The organism is Microcoleus sp. B13-B6, from assembly GCF_036705405.1.
Lineage (GTDB): Bacteria > Cyanobacteriota > Cyanobacteriia > Cyanobacteriales > Microcoleaceae > Microcoleus.
This window is the reverse complement of sequence record NZ_JAUBUJ010000053.1, coordinates 14,268-34,125: the sequence shown is the minus strand read 5'-3', so window position 1 is coordinate 34,125 and position 19,858 is coordinate 14,268. Positions and strand designations below refer to the sequence as shown.

At 44.8% G+C, this 19,858-nt stretch carries 13 protein-coding genes and 1 tRNA gene; 9 read left to right on the top strand and 5 right to left on the bottom strand.

Translation table 11 applies throughout. The features are described 5' to 3' along the window. Positions 1 to 263: 263 nt before the first annotated feature. Positions 264 to 473 carry a hypothetical protein gene (locus QUB35_RS22185; RefSeq protein ID WP_333143891.1) on the bottom strand — a complete coding sequence of 70 codons (210 nt, stop codon included), beginning with the start codon at positions 471 to 473 and terminating at the stop codon, positions 264 to 266. 60 nt (positions 474 to 533) lie between these two features. On the opposite strand from QUB35_RS22185, the gene QUB35_RS22180 reads away from it, so the two are divergent. From QUB35_RS22180 to cheB, 4 genes are all read left to right on the top strand, one after another. Next, positions 534 to 1,997 carry a methyl-accepting chemotaxis protein gene (locus tag QUB35_RS22180; RefSeq protein WP_333143890.1) on the top strand — a complete coding sequence of 488 codons (1,464 nt, stop codon included), beginning with the start codon at positions 534 to 536 and terminating at the stop codon, positions 1,995 to 1,997. A gap of 363 nt (positions 1,998 to 2,360) precedes the next feature. Continuing rightward, a complete protein-coding gene (locus tag QUB35_RS22175) occupies positions 2,361 to 4,244 on the top strand; it encodes a methyl-accepting chemotaxis protein (protein ID WP_333143889.1) in 1,884 nt (627 codons plus the stop codon). Between the two features lie 224 nt (positions 4,245 to 4,468). Beyond that, a complete protein-coding gene (locus tag QUB35_RS22170) occupies positions 4,469 to 6,961 on the top strand; it encodes a hybrid sensor histidine kinase/response regulator (RefSeq protein ID WP_333143915.1) in 2,493 nt (830 codons plus the stop codon). A 163-nt stretch (positions 6,962 to 7,124) separates the two neighbouring features. Further along, positions 7,125 to 8,213: a chemotaxis-specific protein-glutamate methyltransferase CheB gene (gene cheB / locus QUB35_RS22165; RefSeq protein ID WP_333143888.1), complete on the top strand. Its 1,089-nt coding sequence runs from the start codon at positions 7,125 to 7,127 to the stop codon at positions 8,211 to 8,213. A gap of 146 nt (positions 8,214 to 8,359) precedes the next feature. On the opposite strand, the gene QUB35_RS22160 is transcribed toward cheB, so the two are convergent. After that, on the bottom strand, positions 8,360 to 8,746 hold the full coding sequence (locus QUB35_RS22160; protein WP_015175702.1) for a response regulator: 387 nt from the start codon (positions 8,744 to 8,746) through the stop codon (positions 8,360 to 8,362). Positions 8,747 to 9,486: 740 nt separating this feature from the next. Here QUB35_RS22160 and QUB35_RS22155 point away from each other — a divergent pair. Then, positions 9,487 to 12,291: a GAF domain-containing protein gene (locus QUB35_RS22155; protein ID WP_333143887.1), complete on the top strand. Its 2,805-nt coding sequence runs from the start codon at positions 9,487 to 9,489 to the stop codon at positions 12,289 to 12,291. A 101-nt stretch (positions 12,292 to 12,392) separates the two neighbouring features. Continuing rightward, a tRNA-Gln gene (locus QUB35_RS22150) sits at positions 12,393 to 12,464 on the top strand. Positions 12,465 to 13,042: 578 nt separating this feature from the next. Here QUB35_RS22150 and QUB35_RS22145 read toward each other — a convergent pair. Then, positions 13,043 to 14,389, bottom strand: coding sequence for a serine hydrolase (locus QUB35_RS22145; protein ID WP_333143886.1), 1,347 nt, complete (start codon positions 14,387 to 14,389; stop codon positions 13,043 to 13,045). A gap of 338 nt (positions 14,390 to 14,727) precedes the next feature. Here QUB35_RS22145 and QUB35_RS22140 point away from each other — a divergent pair, with 338 nt between their 5' ends. After that, complete coding sequence (locus QUB35_RS22140) at positions 14,728 to 15,843, top strand: N-acetylmuramoyl-L-alanine amidase-like domain-containing protein (RefSeq protein WP_333143885.1); 1,116 nt, start codon at positions 14,728 to 14,730, stop codon at positions 15,841 to 15,843. A gap of 319 nt (positions 15,844 to 16,162) precedes the next feature. Here QUB35_RS22140 and QUB35_RS22135 read toward each other — a convergent pair whose 3' ends face one another. Next, the gene (locus QUB35_RS22135; protein WP_333143884.1) at positions 16,163 to 17,560 is read right to left on the bottom strand and encodes a D-alanyl-D-alanine carboxypeptidase; all 1,398 of its coding nucleotides are present in this window, start codon (positions 17,558 to 17,560) and stop codon (positions 16,163 to 16,165) included. Between the two features lie 331 nt (positions 17,561 to 17,891). Between QUB35_RS22135 and QUB35_RS22130 the strand changes: the two genes are divergently transcribed. Further along, entirely contained in the window at positions 17,892 to 19,082 is a 1,191-nt protein-coding gene (locus QUB35_RS22130; protein ID WP_333143883.1) for a transposase, read from the top strand. A 35-nt stretch (positions 19,083 to 19,117) separates the two neighbouring features. Here QUB35_RS22130 and QUB35_RS22125 read toward each other — a convergent pair whose 3' ends face one another. Continuing rightward, a complete protein-coding gene (locus QUB35_RS22125; protein ID WP_039886507.1) occupies positions 19,118 to 19,453 on the bottom strand; it encodes a ribbon-helix-helix domain-containing protein in 336 nt (111 codons plus the stop codon). A gap of 92 nt (positions 19,454 to 19,545) precedes the next feature. On the opposite strand from QUB35_RS22125, the gene QUB35_RS22120 reads away from it, so the two are divergent. After that, positions 19,546 to 19,800, top strand: a complete 255-nt coding sequence (locus QUB35_RS22120; protein WP_333143882.1) for a hypothetical protein — start codon at positions 19,546 to 19,548, stop codon at positions 19,798 to 19,800. Positions 19,801 to 19,858 lie beyond the last annotated feature (58 nt).

Genomic DNA, 19,858 nt, shown 5'->3' with positions numbered 1-19,858 from the left:
CGCGATGATTGTTGACGTTTCACGGTTGAGACTGAACGATTGACAGTGAGTCGAAAAGGTGCAAATTGCGCTGATATATGGAAGATACATATGGAGACGACTTGACTCGACTTTACCACGACGATGCTAGCAGATTTTATCTTCTATAGTGCGTCTAAATGAGTTGTAAAATTAAGGTATGTCCACTCCCCCCGTGCTTAAGCGGATCGGGGTAGGCACTCTTGCCACTAACCCTACCAATCTGCATAAATGATTTAGACTTGCTATATAGCAACCGCCAATACGGTGAGGAAGTTGTTTATGGCCCAAATCATTGATTTTATTGCTTCTTCCTTCTTTTTAACTTGCCATTCGACTAGGCTCAGGGGGCCGATCGCGCCCTGATCGTAACCGAATGGCGATCGGCTTCGCCTCCCCTGAGCGTAGTCAAAGGGAAGCGATCCGAAGCGGCTTCTTCCTTCTTCCTTCAACATACGCTATACCAAATCCCCTCGCTTTTCAAGCCATATTGGACTAAAATTAAGGAGAAAAATATGTTTGCTAACTTAATAAAATTCAATATTAGAAAGAGAATGCTGCTTGCATATGTAGCGCCAGCAACTATATACTTGGGTTTTCCCGTGCTAGTTTATACAACCACTAATCAGGTATTGAGTAATTTTCAAGAAGTAGAAAGGATCGAAAATGTGATCAGACACACAAATAATATGTCTGCAGGTGCCGAGCAAATGGTACGGGGGTTGCGCGGTTATTTAATTAATAATAAAAACACGGACTTTTTAAATGATTTTCAAACAGGTTTAGAATTAGCGCGCCAGTCGGCTAATAGTGTTGAGTCAATGATCCAAGATCCTGAACAAAAAGAACGTTTAGAGAAGATGCTACAACTCTGCAACCAATATTATGAGAGTTCTAACCAAATGGTGTTTTTTTTACAACAAAATAAGAGGGCGGAAGCCGTGGCTATATTTAACACCGGAAAACAGACAAAATTTGTGAATGAATTTGTGGAAGTGAATAAGCAATTTCGCGACATTGAAGTCAATGCGATTAAGCAAGCCACCGCAAAAACGAAGGAATCTTTAGTTTTCTTGCTCTGGGCTGTGGTATTTGCTTCCGTACTTTTATTGGTGTTAGGTACTATTATGGCTGGGTTGATTTCGTCAGGAATTGCCCAAACTATCGATCGGGCAATTAGCTCGATCGCCACTTCTTCCACTGAGATTGCAGCCACCGTGGAAGAACAGGAACGCATGGCAAGTCAGCAAGCAGCTTCAGTAAATGAAACTACTACAACAATGGACGAATTGGGAGCATCTTCCAGGGCTACCTCACAGCAGATAGAAACAGCCGTGGTTCAAGCAATGCAAGCTTTGAATTTAGCTGGAGGTGGCACAAAAGCTGTAGAACAAACTTTAGAAGCAATGGCCACTCTCAAAACTAAAGTTCAGGATATCCAAGGACAAATTATAGAGTTGAGCGAACAAACAGATCACATTGGTAATATCTCAACTGTAGTTAGCGATTTGGCAAATCAGACTAATATGTTAGCACTCAATGCTGCTGTGGAAGCCGTGCGGGCGGGGGAACATGGCAAGGGGTTTGGCGTGGTGGCGTCAGAAATTCGCAAACTTGCCGATCGCAGTAAAAAATCAGGAGCGCAAATTAATCTATTAGTTGCTGATATTCAAAGGGCGATTAACTCAACGGTAATGGTGACAGACGAAGGAACTAAAACTGTGGAATCGGGCGTGAATATTGCCTCAGAAACCGCAGTGGCATTTGCAGGAGTTGCCAATGCCATTAACAATGTGGTTTTGAGCTCTCAGCAAATTTCTCTGAATGCCAAACAGCAAGCGATCGCGATCGAACAGGTAGTGCAAGCTATGAACTCCCTCAATCAAGCGGCAGCCCAAACCGCTTGCGGTATCAGTCAAACTAAAGTCGGCACTCAAAAATTGAATGAAGCAGCCTTAGATTTGAAAGCAGTTTTGTAGGAGATCGATGAATTATGAGTAGTTCCCAAAAAAGGCCCAATATATCCTTAAAAATTAAATCAATTGCTTTGGCGATCGGCATCGCTACAATTCCAGCGATATTAACGGGAGTAATAACTTGTTTCTGGGCAAATCAGGACCTAATCTCAAATCAGCAGTGTAGTTAGTTGTGATTTGTGAGTTATTATTTGGGAGTTGTTATTTTTTCTTTAGTACCAATTCCCAATTCCCTATACTTCGGCTACGCGAGCGTACAATTTTCCAATTCCCTATATTTCGGCTACGCGAGCGTACAAGTTCCCAATTCCCTATACTTAGACTATGCGAGCGTACAAGTTCCCAGTAACCAATCCTCCGTAACCAATGATGAACAAATTTTTCCAAAAAATGCAGCACCGACTGCTCCTACTCCTAATTTTAAGTACCTTGATTCCAGTATCTCTGGTTGGTTGGTATGGAATTTCTTCTTCAACAGAAGCACTACAAAATTTAGCATTAATAACCCTTAGTGACAGTGTTAATTCCACCGCCAATCAAATGATTAACCAATTTGACAATCTGAGAGCCGATATTTTGTTTCTCCGCAAAACTCCCCCAGTTCAGGGAATGATTAGAGCTAGAGAAGGAAAGGGAGTAGACAAACAAACTAATTCAACTTATAAAGATTGGGTTTATCGAATGCAACTCACATTTTTATCGTTGATGGAAGCCAAGCCCTATTATATGCAATTGCGTTACATAGATAACAGCGGTAAGGAGATCGTGCGCGTAGATTCTGACGGCACAAATCTCCAAGTTATTCCAGATTCTCAACTACAAAATAAAGCAGACGCAGATTACTTTTCGGCAACTATGAAGCTAAAATCAGGAGAAGTCTATGTGTCTTCCTTAAATCTGAATGAGGAAAGGGGGAAAATAGAAATTCCTTACAAGCCAACCATTCGCTACGCCACTCCAATTTTTAATGCCAAAGGACAAAGACAAGGCTTTGTCATTACGAATGCTCTGGGTAGCACTTTGCTCGATATGGTTAAAAATTTTAATCCTGAACTATCAGACCAATCTTTTATCTTAAATCAAGATGGGTATTATCTGGCTCATCCCAATCCTCAAAAAGCATGGGGATTGGAACTCAAAACTAAGGAAAATGTCAAAAATGATTATTCAGGAGACATTGTTGCTAAAATACTCTCAGGTGGCAAGGGAAATATTGACAAGACGGATCTAGTGATTAGCTATAATACAGTTTTTCCCAGCCAGGAAAATAAAAATAAATTTTTAGTAATTGTGGATACTTCACCCAAAAGGTTGCTATTTTCTTCTATTGATTCTCTTCAGAAAATAGCAGCGTTTATTGCTATTGTTTCCCTGGCTGTGGTGCTGGGATTTGGCTGGTTTTTTTTGCAACAGATTGTTGCTCTCATTCGGGGGTTGATTTACCAAATATCGTCATTTTCACTGCAAATAGAATCTAATATGAATCGGCAAGAGCAAATAGCAGATCGGCAATTTGTCTCTGTCAATCAAACAACTATAACTCTAGAAAATTTGGGCAGATCTTCTCAGCAAACAGCCGAGCAAGCTGAGTCTGTTGCCGCTGCCGCTCGCCAAGCTTTAAATCTCGCCGAAGAAGGTACTAAAAAGGTAGATCAAACTCTCAATCAAATGCTGAATCTTAGAGAAGCTGTGGTGGCAATTTCTAAGCAAAATCATCGACTCGACGACAGCACGAGTCAGATTGGCAATATATCGACTCTCGCAAGTTTGGTTAGCGATTTAGCCAGCCAAACTAATATGCTGGCTCTCAACGCTGCTGTTGAAGCAGTCAGAGCCGGTGAGTACGGTAAAGGTTTTGCGGTGGTAGCAAGCGAAATTCGTAAGTTAGCAGATGAAAGCCAACAAGCAGCACAAAAGATTAATGGTATTGTTCCAGAAATTAAGGGCGCGATCGACTCTACGGTGAAAGCAACTGAAGATAGTCGCAAAACGGTTGCAGAAGGGGTGAAAACAGCACAAGATACGGCCGAAGCTTTTACGGGTGTGAGGGAAGCTTGCAATCTGGTGTTTGCTAGCAACCAGCAAATTTCTTTTAATGTTAAACAGCAGGCGAGCGCAATTCAGCAAGTAGGTGATGCCATGAGTTCTATGAAGGAATCCGCGTCTCAAACAGTCAGCGGCATTAATCAAGTTAAAATCGGTACTCAACAACTCACAGAAGCTGCATTTAATCTTAAAAAAGTAGTGTAGTCAGTAGTCATTAGTCATTAGTCAGTAGTCATTAGTCATTAGTCATTAGTCATTAGTCATTAGTCATTAGTCATTAGTCATTAGTCAGTAGTCAGTAGTCATTAGTCATTAGTCATTAGTCATTAGTCATTAGTCATTAGCAATCGACTGAGTAGTCAAGATAATTATCATTACCAATTGCCCATAAGCCATGCTCAATTACCTATTACTCAAAAACATATATGATGATTGAAGATCAAGAACTTCGAGATGTATTTAAAGTCGCTAGTCAAGAACACTTACAGAAACTAGATGACGGATTGCTGTACTTAGAACAACATCCAGACGACTTCGCTCAGTTAGAACAATTGTTGCGGGAAACCCATTCTCTTAAAGGTGATGCTGGGATGCTGGGAGTAAAAAATGTAGCATCTTTAGCTCATCAAATGGAGCATATTTTGGGAGGTGTCAAGCGGGGAGAAACTCCACTAAATTCAGATATTAGCGATCGACTTTCGCAAGGTTTAGAGGCCATCCGCAAACTCGTTAACGAAGCCGTTACCGGCCAAGATTCCGGCATTAATACATTTTATATCCTCGCTAGCATGATGGGTGCTTCTAGTCAGTTACAGCCACAGGCGGCCGCCTCAATAGTAGAGCCATCATCTTCACCAGTACCAGAACAACCGTTGGTAGAACCGCAATTTACTGAGCCTCCTACCCAACAACCAGAAACCAACGTTGAAAATTCAGAAGTCGTTAACTTAGAGAAGAATTCCTCTTTTTTACCCCGACAATCCCAGCCCGAATTTCCACTGCAAGCTCACAACTTGCCTGCACCTTCTGAACCCGCCCCTGCGTCGGCGTCGCAGTCGGCAGTTACTGCATCCTCTACCTCATCTTACCGCATTGAAACCATTCGCGTTGCTACTCAAAATTTAGACGATTTAATGACTCAAGCAGGGGAACTTACTGTCACAAAAACTCGGCTAGGACACCGAGTTGCAGAGCTCGAACAAATTACAACTTTGTGGGAAGAGTGGAGCCGAGAATATTTTGTAACGAGCTTGACTCTCGATCGGATGCAAATAGATGAAAACGGTATTAAAGCCAACGGTAAGTTTAGCCAATTGCAGGATTACTATCAACGTACAGAAGAACGTTTGGAACGTCTCGGAACTTTAGTCAACCGCTTGAGAAATCGAGTTTATGAAGATACTGCCAGACTCGAATTAATCGCCGAGGCATTAGAATCAGGAATTCGCACTCTGAGACTGCTGCCTTTGTCTACTATTTTTAATTTATTTCCTCGAACTGTTCGAGACTTAGCGAAACGGGAAGGTAAAGAAGTTGCATTAGTGATTGAAGGAGGCGAAACTACAGCCGATAAACGCATTTTAGAGGAAATGAAAGACCCTTTAATGCACATGATTAGAAATGCGATCGACCACGGTATTGAAACTGTTGAGGAGCGGAAACAACTAGGTAAACCTCCCGTGGCTACTCTCCGAATTAAAGGCTATAATATTGCTAGCAATATTATTATTGAAGTTGCTGATGATGGTCGGGGACTAAATCTAGAGAGCATTAAACAAACGGCTGTCAAACGTAATCTTTGTACGCTTGAACAACTGGCAGAAATGACAGAAAATCAAGTACAATCTTTAATTTTTACTCCTGGTTTTTCGACCAAAAAATTTGTTACCGAAGTTTCGGGCCGCGGGGTGGGCTTAGATGTAGTTCGCACTAATGTTGAAGCCCTAAAAGGTAGTATTCAAGTAGAGTCTTTACCGGGAAAAGGATGCACTTTGAGGCTGCAAATCAGCACGTCTTTAGCTACAGCAAATGTATTAATTGTCGTAGTTGAAGACATTCCTTATGCTCTGCCAGTCGAGTTTGTAGACACGGCACAACAGGTGTCTCCGTCTGAGATATTTGCTATAGAAGGTAAGGAAACTATACTTTCCAAGGGTCAGCCTCTGTCAGTTGCTCATCTGACAGATTTACTAGAATTAAACACTAGACAAGGCTGGCAAAAGAATCGGTATTTGAGACAGGAAACCGGGAGTGAAAGTCTGATAAAAAATCAAAAATACTTCGTAAATTCCACTTCAAAAATGCCTTGTATTGTTTTGAAAGTCGGGGAGGAAAGATTGGGATTATTTGTAGATGCTTTGATAGACGAACAGGATGTGGTGATGAAACCTCAAAGTCAATTGCTGAAACGGGTGCGAAATGTTTCGGGTGCAACCATTCTCGCTACTGGGGAAGTTTGTATGGTACTCAATCCCCACGATTTGATAAAATCTGTACGCCAGCAAGTTTCGTCTCGTGGGGTTGGGAGTGCGCGATCGCAACTTGAGACTGCCAGCAGAAAACAAGTTATACTATTAGCAGAAGACTCGATCGCCACGCGCACTCAAGAAAAACGCATCCTGGAAGGTGCGGGTTACGAAGTTGTGACTGCGGTAGACGGATTGGATGCTTTCCATAAATTGAAAACTCGCGATTTTGATGCTGTGATTTCTGACATACAAATGCCAAATTTAGACGGCTTGGCCCTGACTATTAAGATTCGGGAGCAAAAAGAATACAGTGAGTTGCCGATAATTTTAGTGACATCTTTGGCATCGGATGAAGATAAAAAAAGAGGTGCTGATGCGGGGGCAAATGCTTATATTCCTAAAGGTACTTTCAATCAAGATGTGCTGGTAGAGACACTAAAAAGGTTAGTGTAGTCATTAGTCATTAGTCATTAGTCATTAGTCATTAGTTATTAGCTATTTGTTATTTACTACCAATTAGCAAGGCCCAATGCCCTGTGTCTAGTGAAAAATTCCCCGTGCATGGATGCCGAATTTATCATTTCCCGTTCCCCATTCCCCATTTCCCAGCAAACTGATGTTATCGCCCATTAAACTATTGTTAGTTGAAGATTCTCCAGTAGTTACGCTCGTCCTCAAACGAATTTTTGAGTCCTCGCCAGACATCCAAGTTGTAGGAACCGCTTGCAACGGATTAGAAGGACTAGAATTAATCCCCAAACTTCAGCCCCAAGTAATCTGTACGGATTTGAACATGGTACCAATGAACGGGTTAGAATTTACGGAAGAAGTAATGAAGAAATATCCGCTACCAATTTTAGTAATTAGTGCTTCAGTGCAAGCGAATGATACTCAGAATGTATTTCAACTGTTAAAGGCTGGTGCATTGGATGTTTTTCCGAAACCGATTGGCGGGTTGGTATCTGATTACGCTCGCCTCGCCAATCAATTAATAGCTAAAGTTAAAATCCTCTCAGGAGTTAAAGTATTTACACGGCATCAAAAAAAGATGCCAACAGAATATAATAATAATCAAGTTGTAAAAATCAACCAAGCACCAGTTGCTAATTACAAGTTCTCCAACGAAAATATTAAATCTCCAACTATTAAAGTATTGGCTATAGGGGCTTCAACAGGGGGACCGCAAGCACTGTACACGATTATTTCTAAACTTCCGGCTAGTTTTCCAGTGCCTATAATTTGTGTCCAGCACATCAGTGAAGGTTTTTTGCAAGGATTAGTTGATTGGCTGGGTAATGAATCGAAACTGCCTGTTAAGATAGCTTCTTTTGGGGAATTGCCACAAGCAGGGACTGTTTATTTCCCGCCCGAAAAACGTCATTTAGAATTGGACTCTCAAGGGCGATTTGTTTATTCAGAATCGGCTCATGTCGCGGGACACTGCCCTTCTGTAACGGTGACATTTAAGTCGGTAGCTAATTTTTATAGTCGGGCAGCAGCGGGGGTTTTGCTGACAGGAATGGGTAGAGATGGTGCTGACGGAATGTTGGCTATCGCCACACAAGGGGGGTTGACAATCGCCCAAGACGAAGCTAGCTGCATTGTCTTCGGAATGCCCAAGGAGGCGATCGCCCTCGGTGCCGCCCAATATGTTCTACCTGTCAGTGCGATCGCTCCCCTACTCCTGGCAAAATTAAAAATTTAGGACTTACCTCGCAAATAGTGCAGAATACCCCGCCCCCCGACTTGTTAAAGAAGTCGAGGCTCAGAGAGCGCGAACCCAACTTTTTAGTTAATTAATTACTCAAATTACTTCATTAATTACTCAAAACTGATTTTTTTTTATTCCGATTATTTGATTTTGATAAACTTACCAATTACCTCGCGCAACTTATCAGCATCAAAAGGCTTAGTTAAATACTCTGTTGCTCCCGCCAAACGCCCCTGTACCTTATCAAAGGCTCCATCTCGCGCTGTCAGCATTACGATCGGCAAATTCTGAAACTGAGGCAAGCTCCGCACCGTGCGGCAGAGTTCCAATCCGTCAATACCAGGCATCGAAACATCGAGCAACAAAACCGAAATTTGTTCGTGATAAATCGTTGACAAAGCATCCACTGCATTGTCGGTTACGAGAACTCGAAACTCTTTGCTTAAGGCCTGTTTAACAAGTCCTTGCATCACGACGCTATCATCAACTGCCAAAATAGTTGGTACTTGACTGCTACTTGCAGACATATTCTTCTCCCTGTTTATTTATAGTTGTTGAAAATACCAAACATAATTCCCGCCGTCATTTTTTGAGAGTTGTCTCTGTGCAATAATTGTCAACCCCGTTGGAGCGTTAGTTGAAACTTTAGCCCGGTTTTTTTACCTCAAACCCGAAAAAAGGGATTGGGAGAGTGGTCGATCGGCAATTACAACAGTTGCAAAATGTGCATCCGGGCCCATAAACCCTAAAAGGTCGAGTTTGAACAACTCTTGTTACAAAGTTTAACATCTTACCAATCTTTTGTAATTCATCTCCTAACTGTAGTTGAACGGTCGGAATCGGCACAGCTCGGTAAAGGACACTGGTATTGTGGCACAAACCCCTGATTTAAATCTACCAGCAAGCCAGCTACCCACGATTAGACAAGTCTGTTAAAATACAATTAAACTGATTAAAAAATTAAAGGTAAGCAATAGTCATATATTTGGGAAAGCGGCTTCCTCCCAACAGAGGCTCTTAGATTTAGAGAGCCGGAGGTATTCAAAAGCATAGTCAACTGGAAGTATAATTTATATAGTCTTAGATCTGGGGTGCTCTAACTCCCATAACCCAAAAGTTTCCAGATCAGTCAAGAGGTTAGTCGGAATTTGGCGCAAGCAGCCTGCGCCGAATTTGCGCCCACAGTCTCCCATCACACAATTCATAGCTTGTTTTTCTCGAAAGTATTGAGAAGGGCGGTTGCCAGCAACTAGACGGGCAGTTACACATGATGAAAGCACCCTTGCCTCTTGATAAAAAAGTGTTCAAGCTCCATAACATTGACTTGTATCAGCTTCTCGGCTCTGCTCCAGACGCTTGCTTGGACAATTTGGTAGGTTTGGCAGCTCAGCTTAGCCGAACTCCTATTGCTTTCTTGAGCTTGATTGACGGAAACCGCCACTGGTTGAAGTCGCAGCTAGGTATCGATCGAACTTTGGCCCACCGTTACCTGAATTTTTGCGCTCGCGCCCTGGATCAAATTCCCGAAGAGTTCGCAGTCGGCTCAAACTCAAACTCGGAATTTGACCGGGCAATTCCCCTGCAAAAACCGCCAGTTGCTCCCGAATTAGCGATCGAACTCCCTATAAATTCCTTTAAAGGACTGCCTGCAGCCATTGTTCGAGACGCTTCCACAGATGTGAGATTTGGCGAGCATCCGCTGATCGTTTTCTACCCCTTCGTGAAATTTTACGCCGGAATCCCAGTTGTTAGCTCAGATGGGCAGGTGCTGGGAGTGCTATCCGTCATGGACTCGGTGCCGCGAGACTTGACAAAAGAAACGATAGAAGCTCTCCAAGCTTTAAGTCGGCAAGTTGCGAGTTTGGTGGAGCTGCGCTGGCAATTAGTCAAAGCCCAGAAACAGTTGCCAGAGGTAGAAGATATCAGCTCGAACAGCCAGCAAATCTCGGAGTTAGTTCCTGGCTCTAACCGATCGAGCTGGTATGCGGTACATACGCCACAGAGTAGCAGGACAATATACGGAACAAAAAAGCTCCCGACGCTGGGGGAAACAGGCAAATCTCAATATGGGTGGGAAGCTTCAGCGGGCATCGGGCGCGCGGACGATACCCAACAAATCCGAGAAATCGTTGCCGGCCCCCGCGACACCTCGGATCGCCAACTAACGGCAGCATCCCTACAAGAGCGAGCTCGCTTGGGAACCCTGCAAGCTAAAGTCGGTGCAGCCCTCGGACAAGGCGGGAAAATATCGGTCATCCTCAACCGCTGCACCGAGGCAATGGTAGAGTACCTAGACGCCACAGGGGTGAGCATCTGGACTTTCAACCCGCAGACAGAGCGGTTAGAATTGCAGGCCAATTCAGGACTTAGCAGCCAAGAGTGGGCACGGGAAATAGAAGATTGGGTGCGAACAGAAGCCGGAAACCTCCAAACGGCTCCTGTGTGCCTACTGTCGAACCCGTCTCTCTGCGCCGCCTATCCGCTGATTGTGGAGGATCGGTTGGTGGGAGTGATGGCTCTGTGCAGTAACGCTTTGGCAAGCGAGGGAGCGCTAGAAGTTCTGGGCTGCATGGCTAACGCCATCGCCGTGGCGATCGATCGCGTCACTGCCCGAGAAGAATTGTTGAGCCGCCGCGAAGCCCTGCTCTTCGGCCTCGCCAGCCAGATGCGGAATTCCCTCGATCTCGACAAAATTTTAGATACGGCTGTCAACGAAATTCGCAGCTTGTTGCAGGTTGACCAGTGCTACTTTTTGTGGTATTCCATCTCGCGAGACGGGCAGCCAAGCTTTGCAATCACCCACGAAGCGGCAAATCCCGAACTGAAAGACCGACTTACAGAATACCCGATCGAACAAGTAACCCTGCTGGCCGAGAAAATTAGCCACCGCCAAACGCTCCGGCTCGGCGACACTGCCACAGCACTGTGCATCGAACCGCCCACGCGAGCTTTTTTGAGCAGTATCGGGATTGTTTCTAACCTGCTGCTGCCTGTCAAGACTCGCTCCGGTCAAATGGGTGCTGTAGTTTGTAACCATTACAGCAGCCACCGTTCTTGGGCGACGAGCGAAGTGGAATTGCTGCAAGCGGTGGTGGATCAATTGGCGATCGCGATCGACCAAGCCGAACTCTACGCCCAAACCCGGGCGGCAGCCTTAGCAGCTCAAACTCAAGCCCGCCAACTGACGGAAACATTGCAGCAGTTGCAGCAGAAAGAAGCTCAGCTCATCCAAAACGAAAAAATGTCCTCTCTCGGTCAAATGGTCGCCGGCGTCGCCCATGAAATTAACAATCCGGTTAATTTTATTTACGGCAACTTGACTTATTGCAAGCAGTACATGAAAAATCTGCTGGATTTGCTGCACTTGTATCAAAAGCACTACCCCGAGCCTTGCCCCGAAATACTCGACAAAAACGAAGAAATCGATGTTGAGTTCATAGTGCCGGATTTGCTGAAAATTCTGTCTTCAATAGAGATGGGAACTGAACGCATCCGCCAAATTGTCCTGTCTCTGCGGAACTTCGCACGGCACGACGAAGCAGAGATGAAGCCGGTGGACATTCACGAAGGGATTGACAGCACGCTGCTGATTTTGCAGAGTCGCTTGAAGTCAAACGGGCTAGTGCCGGGAATTGAGGTAATTAAAGACTACGGCGACTTGCCGAAGGTAGAGTGCTATCCCGGACAGCTCAACCAAGTATTTATGAATATTTTGGCGAATGCGATCGACTCTTTGGAAAATCAGCCTCCGCCCAAGACGATCAAAATCTCGACGGCGGTGGTGAACCCAGACTCGGAGGCTGATGAGTCAGGAAAGTCGAGGGGTCAAGTTGTGGTGATTCGGATTCAAGACAGCGGGCCCGGATTGCCCGAAAAAGCTAAATGCCACTTGTTTGACCCTTTCTTTACCACTAAACCTGTAGGCAAGGGTACGGGGCTCGGCTTGTCTATCAGCTACCAGATAGTGGTGGAAAAACACGGAGGAAGTTTGAATTGTATCTCGGAACCTGGACAGGGAGCGGATTTCAGGATTGAAATCCCGGTAGCTCGCCCCCCTGCGGTCAAAGCATAAACCTGCGGGCGAGCGGTTCCAAAAACATTTTTTAAATTTTATTGTCAAAATGCTTGACAGATTCCCGTGTCTGGGTGTTACTATATTAAATGTTGAGACGTTGGGGCGTCGCCAAGTGGTAAGGCAGCTGGTTTTGGTCCAGCCATTCAGAGGTTCGAATCCTTTCGCCCCAGTTAAATTGTATCCAGTAAATCAATTGTTAAACTCACCGTTTAGAGTTAGCGCTTGGCAGACGAGAGAAAAACGACTTCATTACGACAAACTTAATTAGCACTTGCTCATATCATGTCTGATCGAGTGACCGTGATTAAAAGGGCGGGTTTTTGAGATTGTCAATTATTGGCAGATATTTTTCGTGAACCCGCCCTTACCCTATTAAGGGTAATGGGCCGGACATAGTATCATAGGATATCAGAAACCGGATTTATTTATGCGGGTTTTACCTAACCTAAAAGCATAGAGTTGTGGTCAAAAAATTGTTTTTTTTGGCCGCCAGTACCCATTTTTCGCAGAAACAGTTGTTTGTGCATAATCTCACTTCTGACCGCGCCGGAATTGTAAAATCGAGTCAACATTCAACACTCATATCAAATCCGGTTGCATTGGAATGATTAAACCGCTGTTGACGCCGAGAAAACAGAGGAAGAGAACAGAGAGACGAATAATTCCGATGCTACCCGATTGCATCTAACCATCATTCAGTTTTTCGACTAACAGTCAACAGTCAACAGTCAACAGGCACTACTCCATATCACTGCAAAGTGCTGGGGCCACGATCGTTTAGCCGATCGAAAACGTATCGGGAAATTGCCGGAAATGCTGTTTCGTCCTTGGCATAAGCCGGATCGTCTGCGAAAACAACTAAGATATAAATGGCGCGATCGTCTAAAGTTCTCACAAATGCCGCTTCGCTGCGGGATTTGGAAGTATAGCCTACTTTGGAACCAAAATAAATATTAGGTGGTAAAGATTCGCCGAGAAATCCTTGTATTGAGTTGAGAGGGTCTTTTTTCCAAGCCTTGGGGTCTAAGTCTCTCGTTAGCAAGTAAGCCATTTTGCGGCTGGCGACGCTGGAAACCGCTTGCCTAGTATAGATTTCATATATTAATCTGGCTGCTTGGTCGGTAGTTACTTGATTGCGAATCGGCACAGAAGCATCGCCCCGCAATTGCAAGTCGCGACCGATTGGCCCTTCTTGTCTTAAATAGTATATGGGATAATTTTTGGTGCTTATACGAAGATCATTGTAGCCGGCCGACTGGAAAAATGTGTTAATTTGAGTGCGCTTTTTCAGCCAGGTTTGCAACTCTTCTCCTGCGAGCCTGCCGCCGGATTTTGTATCTGTGATTTTGTCTAAAAGTCGGCTGGCAGCATCGTTATTGGAGACGCGCATCATTTGTTCTAGGTCGTTTTTAAAGGCAGATTCTCTTTGCGTAATGATGCCTTTTTCTATGGCTGAGTAGAACGCTGCCATCCAAAATAACTTGGCCACGCTAGCGGGAAATCGGAGAGTTTGATTTTGATATCCAGCAAAGGTGTGACTTTGGGAATTGCTGACATCAAATAGGGTAATTGATACCCGTTCAGCAGGCAGTCCTTTGCTGGTTGCAATTTTCACAGATTCATCAACAATCCCTTGCAATTCTTGAGAGTAAACTGGATTGGGAGGTGTTTTGATGTTGTAGCTAAAGGTAGGCTCGCTTTGACGATCGGCTAAATTTTCCGATGGTTCAATTGTCGGAGGCGAGAGTGTTTCTTGAGGCGAGACGGCCTGTTGAGGCAATATGACTGGCGGTTCTGGGGCACGGCGAATTCTGAACGGTATTGTGACAATCCAACCGATCGCGATCGCCCCGGCGATTAAACACAAAATGTTACGGTATTTTAGCCGAGAAAATTTCGTCCTCACTCGGCGACGAGATGGCACTGGGCCTTCGCTGCTTTGGCGTCGGCGTCCGACGGGGCGCTGGCTGCTTTGGCGTCGGGATTGGATTAGACCTGTTGCATGAATCTTTGCTCGATCGGTCAACCGCAGATACAAGGCAGATGAACGCAGATTAACCCAGATAATTCCCAGAATTGAGAGCGACTTTTGCAAGAGGTCTATGGGGCGTCGGGTCGGGATTGGGCGACGACGAGATAGCACTGGGCGCTCGGTGCTTTGGCGTCGGGACTGGAATGGGCGCTCGGTGCTTTGGCGTCGGGACTCGATTGGGGGTTGCGGCCCGATGGGGCGGCGTCGGCGTTCTACTTGCATTACAGTTTTGTGCTATCAAACTCGCACGATCAGTTTATAATAGGGCGGCATCTAAATGACAAGTGTATCGATCTAGTCCGCTGTTGCCAAGTTTATCTGTCTACTAGGCTGATTGAGACTTCTAGTAATTGTAAAATTTTCAGGATAGCACTGAGTTGAAGCAAAATCCTTTGAAAAACATGAGAAATTTTTGGAGTCTGGCTGTTTTGGGATTTGCGATCGTCGGCGTGAATAATTCTTTGATACCTGATGTTTGGGCATTTCAGTCTCAATCTGCTACGGGATATGTTGTCGATCGACAAACAGCAGGACAGGGCGCGGATGTAGCGTTTTCCTTGACGGGAAAAAGCGAAAATCTGGAGATAACAAACAAGCAAACTGTTTCCAGTTTTCCGAGTATGTTGTGGGACTTCAACAATTTAGCGGAAATTTCCTATTCCGAATTGCTGAAAGTGCTGGCGAGACGATCGGACTCAAATAATTCAAATAACACGGAGAGAGAAACCGCTGCACAACCTGAAGACATAGCACGTTTTGAACAGGTTGTACAGTATGCAAAACAACAAAATTTGCACGATCGCTCGATCGGAGAAATCGTCCAGGCGATCGCCGATAAGTTCCAAGGATTGCCCTACGCCGCTGGTTTGCTGGACAAATCCGGCGAAGAAAAGTTGATCGTAACTTTGAATAAATTTGATTGCGTTTTATTTGTAGAAACCGTTTTGGCGATCGCCAGGGGCGTAGCAGTACAAGATTACGACTATCAAAATTTTGTAAATCGCATAGAAGAACAGCGGTATTTAAACGGTAAAATCAACGGTTATTGCAGCAGATTGCACTATTTTTCCGAATGGATTAACGACAATCAAAAACGGCAAACTGTGGAAAATATCACGGCTGAATTAGGGGGAGTACCCATGAATAAAACACTAAATTTCATGAGTCAGCACCGCAGCAGTTACCCGCAAATGGTCAAAGACGAAACGACTTATCAGTGCATAGTCAGCCAAGAAGCAGAGTTAGCCAAAACTACTGTTAATTACATCCCCACAAATCAGATAAAAAGTGTTTATTCTCAGTTAAAACCAGGGGATATTGTAGCGGTAGCCACGGATGTTAAAGGATTGGATGTCACCCACACCGGTTTAGTATACCGCAATGCTGACGGCAATATGGGTTTAATTCACGCTTCGCCGGCTGGGGAGGTGACAGTTGCTTACGACTTGCAGAGATATATTAGCAGAGTCGAAAGTGCGATCGGCATTGTAGTCGCTAGGGCAAAAACACCTAATTAAATTGGTTTGTACTCCTAGGGTGTATCAGCTTGCATTATTTTAGCTAAAAATTCCACTTTTCTGTGCTGACACACCCTACAAACTAAAGAAACCGGATTTTTTGCTGAATTTGCGGGTGACAAGGCGTCTTTTTGTAAAAAAACCCGGTTTCTGGGCCCCCATGCGTAAGCCTCCAATCATATCGTTTCCGGTTGCATCGGAATAATAAAATCGAGTCAACAGTTAACACTCAACCATTGAGTTTTTCCACCCCTCCTTCTACAGTCAACAGTCAACAGTCAACAGTCAACAATCATAAAGAGTGCAACCGGAATTGATATCAATTGACAATTTCGCTGCGAGATACCTTACTCTTTCTAGCAGGATTTGGCGTTAATTCCGGCGGCGAAACTTGAACACTTCCCCACTCATTCAAAAAGCTTTTCAGCAAAACCTCTTGCTGAGTGCGAAATGTCTCGACATTTGCCCCTCCATTCATAATCACAAACCACACAGTTTCTTGTTTTTGAGTTGGCAGCGCTCCGCCCAAAGCGCTAACATTATCCAAGGTGCCAGATTTGACTACTGCTAATTTTGGAAGCGCCCGTTCTGCCAGTATTCCTTCATCTTTCCCAACTACAGTTAAGACATCAGCAACTGTCATGCTGTAAGGTTCAAGATAGCGTTCTAAAGCGATAAACAACGCGCAAGCCGCCCGTGGAGAAATGAGATTTTCTTCGCTCAATCCCGAACCGTTGACGAGTTGAATTTCTGCGGGAGGAACTCCGGTTGCTGCTGCTGCTTTTTGCGCGACTGTTTTAGCGCCACCGACAGTATCAGCTAGCATATCTGCCATGAGATTGTTGCTGTACTGATTCATTTTTTTGATCAGTTCGGCAAGGGGCAAAGAATAATGTTTGACTAAAGGCTGCACGTCATTGGGAGGTGCTGACAAAACTTGTACAGTACCCTCAATTGCTATTTGGGGTTTTGGCGTATTTGGAGGCAGTGTTTGATACTGGGCGGCGGCTTCGCTGGGCCAGATTTGACTGTTCAATCCTTGTTTGAGCAATTCTCCCGATTTGAGGGGATCAAGTTCAAAGTTCATGTAAAACTTATCGACAATTATCAAATTGCCACTGACTCGCTTGATGCCTTTTTGATTTAAGGCGTTACCGAGGGCGATCGCCTCTTCCCAAACAAACAACGGATCTTCGCTTCCGCCCACAATTAAATCGCCTTTTAATACGCCGTTTTCAATTTTTCCCGTTGTACCAATTAAGGTAATAAATTGATGTTCCGGCCCGAATTGTTGCAGCGCTACGAGAGATGTTGCTACTTTGGTAATAGAAGCGGCTGACAGAGGAACGGTACCTTGATGATTGGCTAGCAAAGTATTGCCAGATTGCATCCAGACGCCTTGGTTTTCTTTGGCAAAACCTTGGGCGGCTAAGCCGTTGAGATATTGCTGGATTTTGGTATTTGTGGGGGTTTCGGGATTGGTAGCAGAGACTATTAAGGGCTGAGGCTGACTTGGTTTAACTGGCGGCGGGGAAGATTCAGCTACAGGAGAGGGAGATGCAAGTTGAGGTGATTCAGTAGCTGCACATCCGGCAATAATTGTGAGAAGGGCGATCGAACTCGCAGCAGTCAAGTAGCGGTTTTTCAGCATTACTTTAATTTTTTTCATCATAATGTACGATCGTCTGTTCGGCACGCCCGATGGAAAGTTTAGCATTCTTCTCGCGCGTGGGGCGAGCCTCCGGATCTGCATTACCAAACTCCCGAACCGCTAAAATTGCCTATCTTCTTCCTTCTCCATCTTTCTTCGCGCACTTCGCGTCTTCGCGGTTCGTTAAATATATCTCCTTGAAATGCTTCGGAAACCCATCTTCAGCGCCTGGGGCCTTCACCCCAGGCCGATCGCTCTCACAAATTTTCGATAAACTGGTTTATCAAAAAACTGGGTTGAAAACCCCGTCCTTCTAGGACGGCTTTAATTGTAACTTTTCATTACGCCATACTCCGTTTTGTGCTGATTGCGGTAGCATAAGAGTGGAGGTAGAGCCATGCTCGTTTTTGAGTTTAAATCTTACGGAAAATCAAGTCAGTTCAAAGCAGTAGACGAAGCAATTCGTACCGCTCAATTTGTCCGCAATAGCTGTTTGCGCTATTGGATGGACAATCCCAAAAAGAACAAATACGACTTGAATAAATATTGTGCTGTACTGGCAGCTACGTTTCCGTTTGCTGACGAACTCAACTCAATGGCAAGACAATCAAGTGCTGAACGTGCTTGGGCAGCTATCTCCCGATTTTACGAAAACTGCAAGAAGAAGATTCCTGGTAAAAAAGGGTATCCAAAGTTCCAGCGAGACTGTCGCTCGGTAGAGTACAAGTCAACCGGATGGAAGGTTGCAGATGACAGAAAGTCGATAACTTTCACGGATAAAAAAGGAATTGGCAAACTCAAACTCAAAGGCACACGCGACCTGCATTTTTACCAAATCAACCAAATAAAACGGGTTCGATTGGTAAAACGTGCGGATGGTGTGTACGTCCAGTTCTGTATTGATGTTGACCGAAAGGAAAATACAGCGCCGACAGGTAATACTATTGGATTGGATGTCGGGCTAAAAGAATATTACACCGATTCAAACGGAATCAAGGTTGAAAATCCTAGGTTTCTGAGGAAAGGTGAACGTGTTCTCAAACGCAGTCAACGTCGGGTATCTAGAAAAGTCAAAGGTTCAAAGAATAGAGGCAAAGCTCGACAGATTCTTGGTAAGCGCCATCTCAAAATAAGCAGGCAACGTAAAGACCATGCCCTAAAGTTGGCAAGGTGCGTCACTCAGTCCAACGACTTGATAGCCTACGAAGATTTGAGAATCAAAAATATGGTGCAGAATCACTGTCTCGCCAAGTCTATTAACGACGCATCTTGGTATCAATTCCGTGTCTGGCTTGAATATTTTGGAAAAGTATTCGAGCGGGTAACGGTTGCGGTAAATCCGCAATATACCAGTCAAGAATGCTCTAGTTGTGGTGAAATTGTCAAAAAAACTCTATCTACTAGAACCCACGCTTGTAAATGTGGGTGCTTGTTAGATAGAGACGAGAACGCAGCTAGAATAATCCTAAGTCGGGGATTGAGTACGGTAGGGCATACCGGAACTCTTGCACTAGATGCAAATAACGCTTCGGGAGAATTGTCCTCTACTTTCGTTGGAGAAATCCAATTAGAGCAAGTCAGCTCGTAGATAGAAGAATCCTCATGCCTTCAGGCCCAGGAGTGTCAACCAGCCATACTCCCTATACTCAGCGGCACCATTTCGCCGTGCATCGTCAGGCCTAATAACATCGGGCCGCCCGGTCGGATCAACTCTCCTGTAAGCGCGCAGCGTTCCTCCTGCTGTGCTGTGGCATTAATGCTAGCTCGAATATCCGATCGAGAAAACATCTGCCGATACTCTCCAGACTTCTGCTGCACGTAATTCCAGAGCAAATCTCGAATCAAAGCTTGATAGCCTTGATTGCCCGCGAGTTCTTTGAGTCTCTCCTTGAGCTCTCTTTCGAGTCGAATGCTGGTCACTTCCATTTCGGTGGTTGAGGTTCTAGGTAGGGTATGCATAATTTTTCTCCGTGACGGGTGGACATATGTGTAATATCAGTGTAGTATGTTTACAGCTAGATTGAAAGCCTCTTAACCACCTTCTGCCTGCTGTGAAATTTCTCCCCACCTACTCCACCTATCAACTGAAGTGCGATCGCCCCACGGGTCGCTCCGAGTCGTCACGGCACGTCTTTAGCACGGGTTTTGCGACTGTCGCAGCGACCTCGTGGGCGGGCTTGGGCCTAATTAAACCCGGTTATAGTGGATTAGGAGAAATTGCAGAAATTAATTACAACGAGGTAGACCAGCACGGTCGGCAAGTGGCACAGCCATATCGAGAGACGCGAAGCGGGAGGTACAGCTAAACTACTGTACCAAGACAGGATGAAAATTTGCATGAAAGCAGTTTTTCTAGCCCCCGCT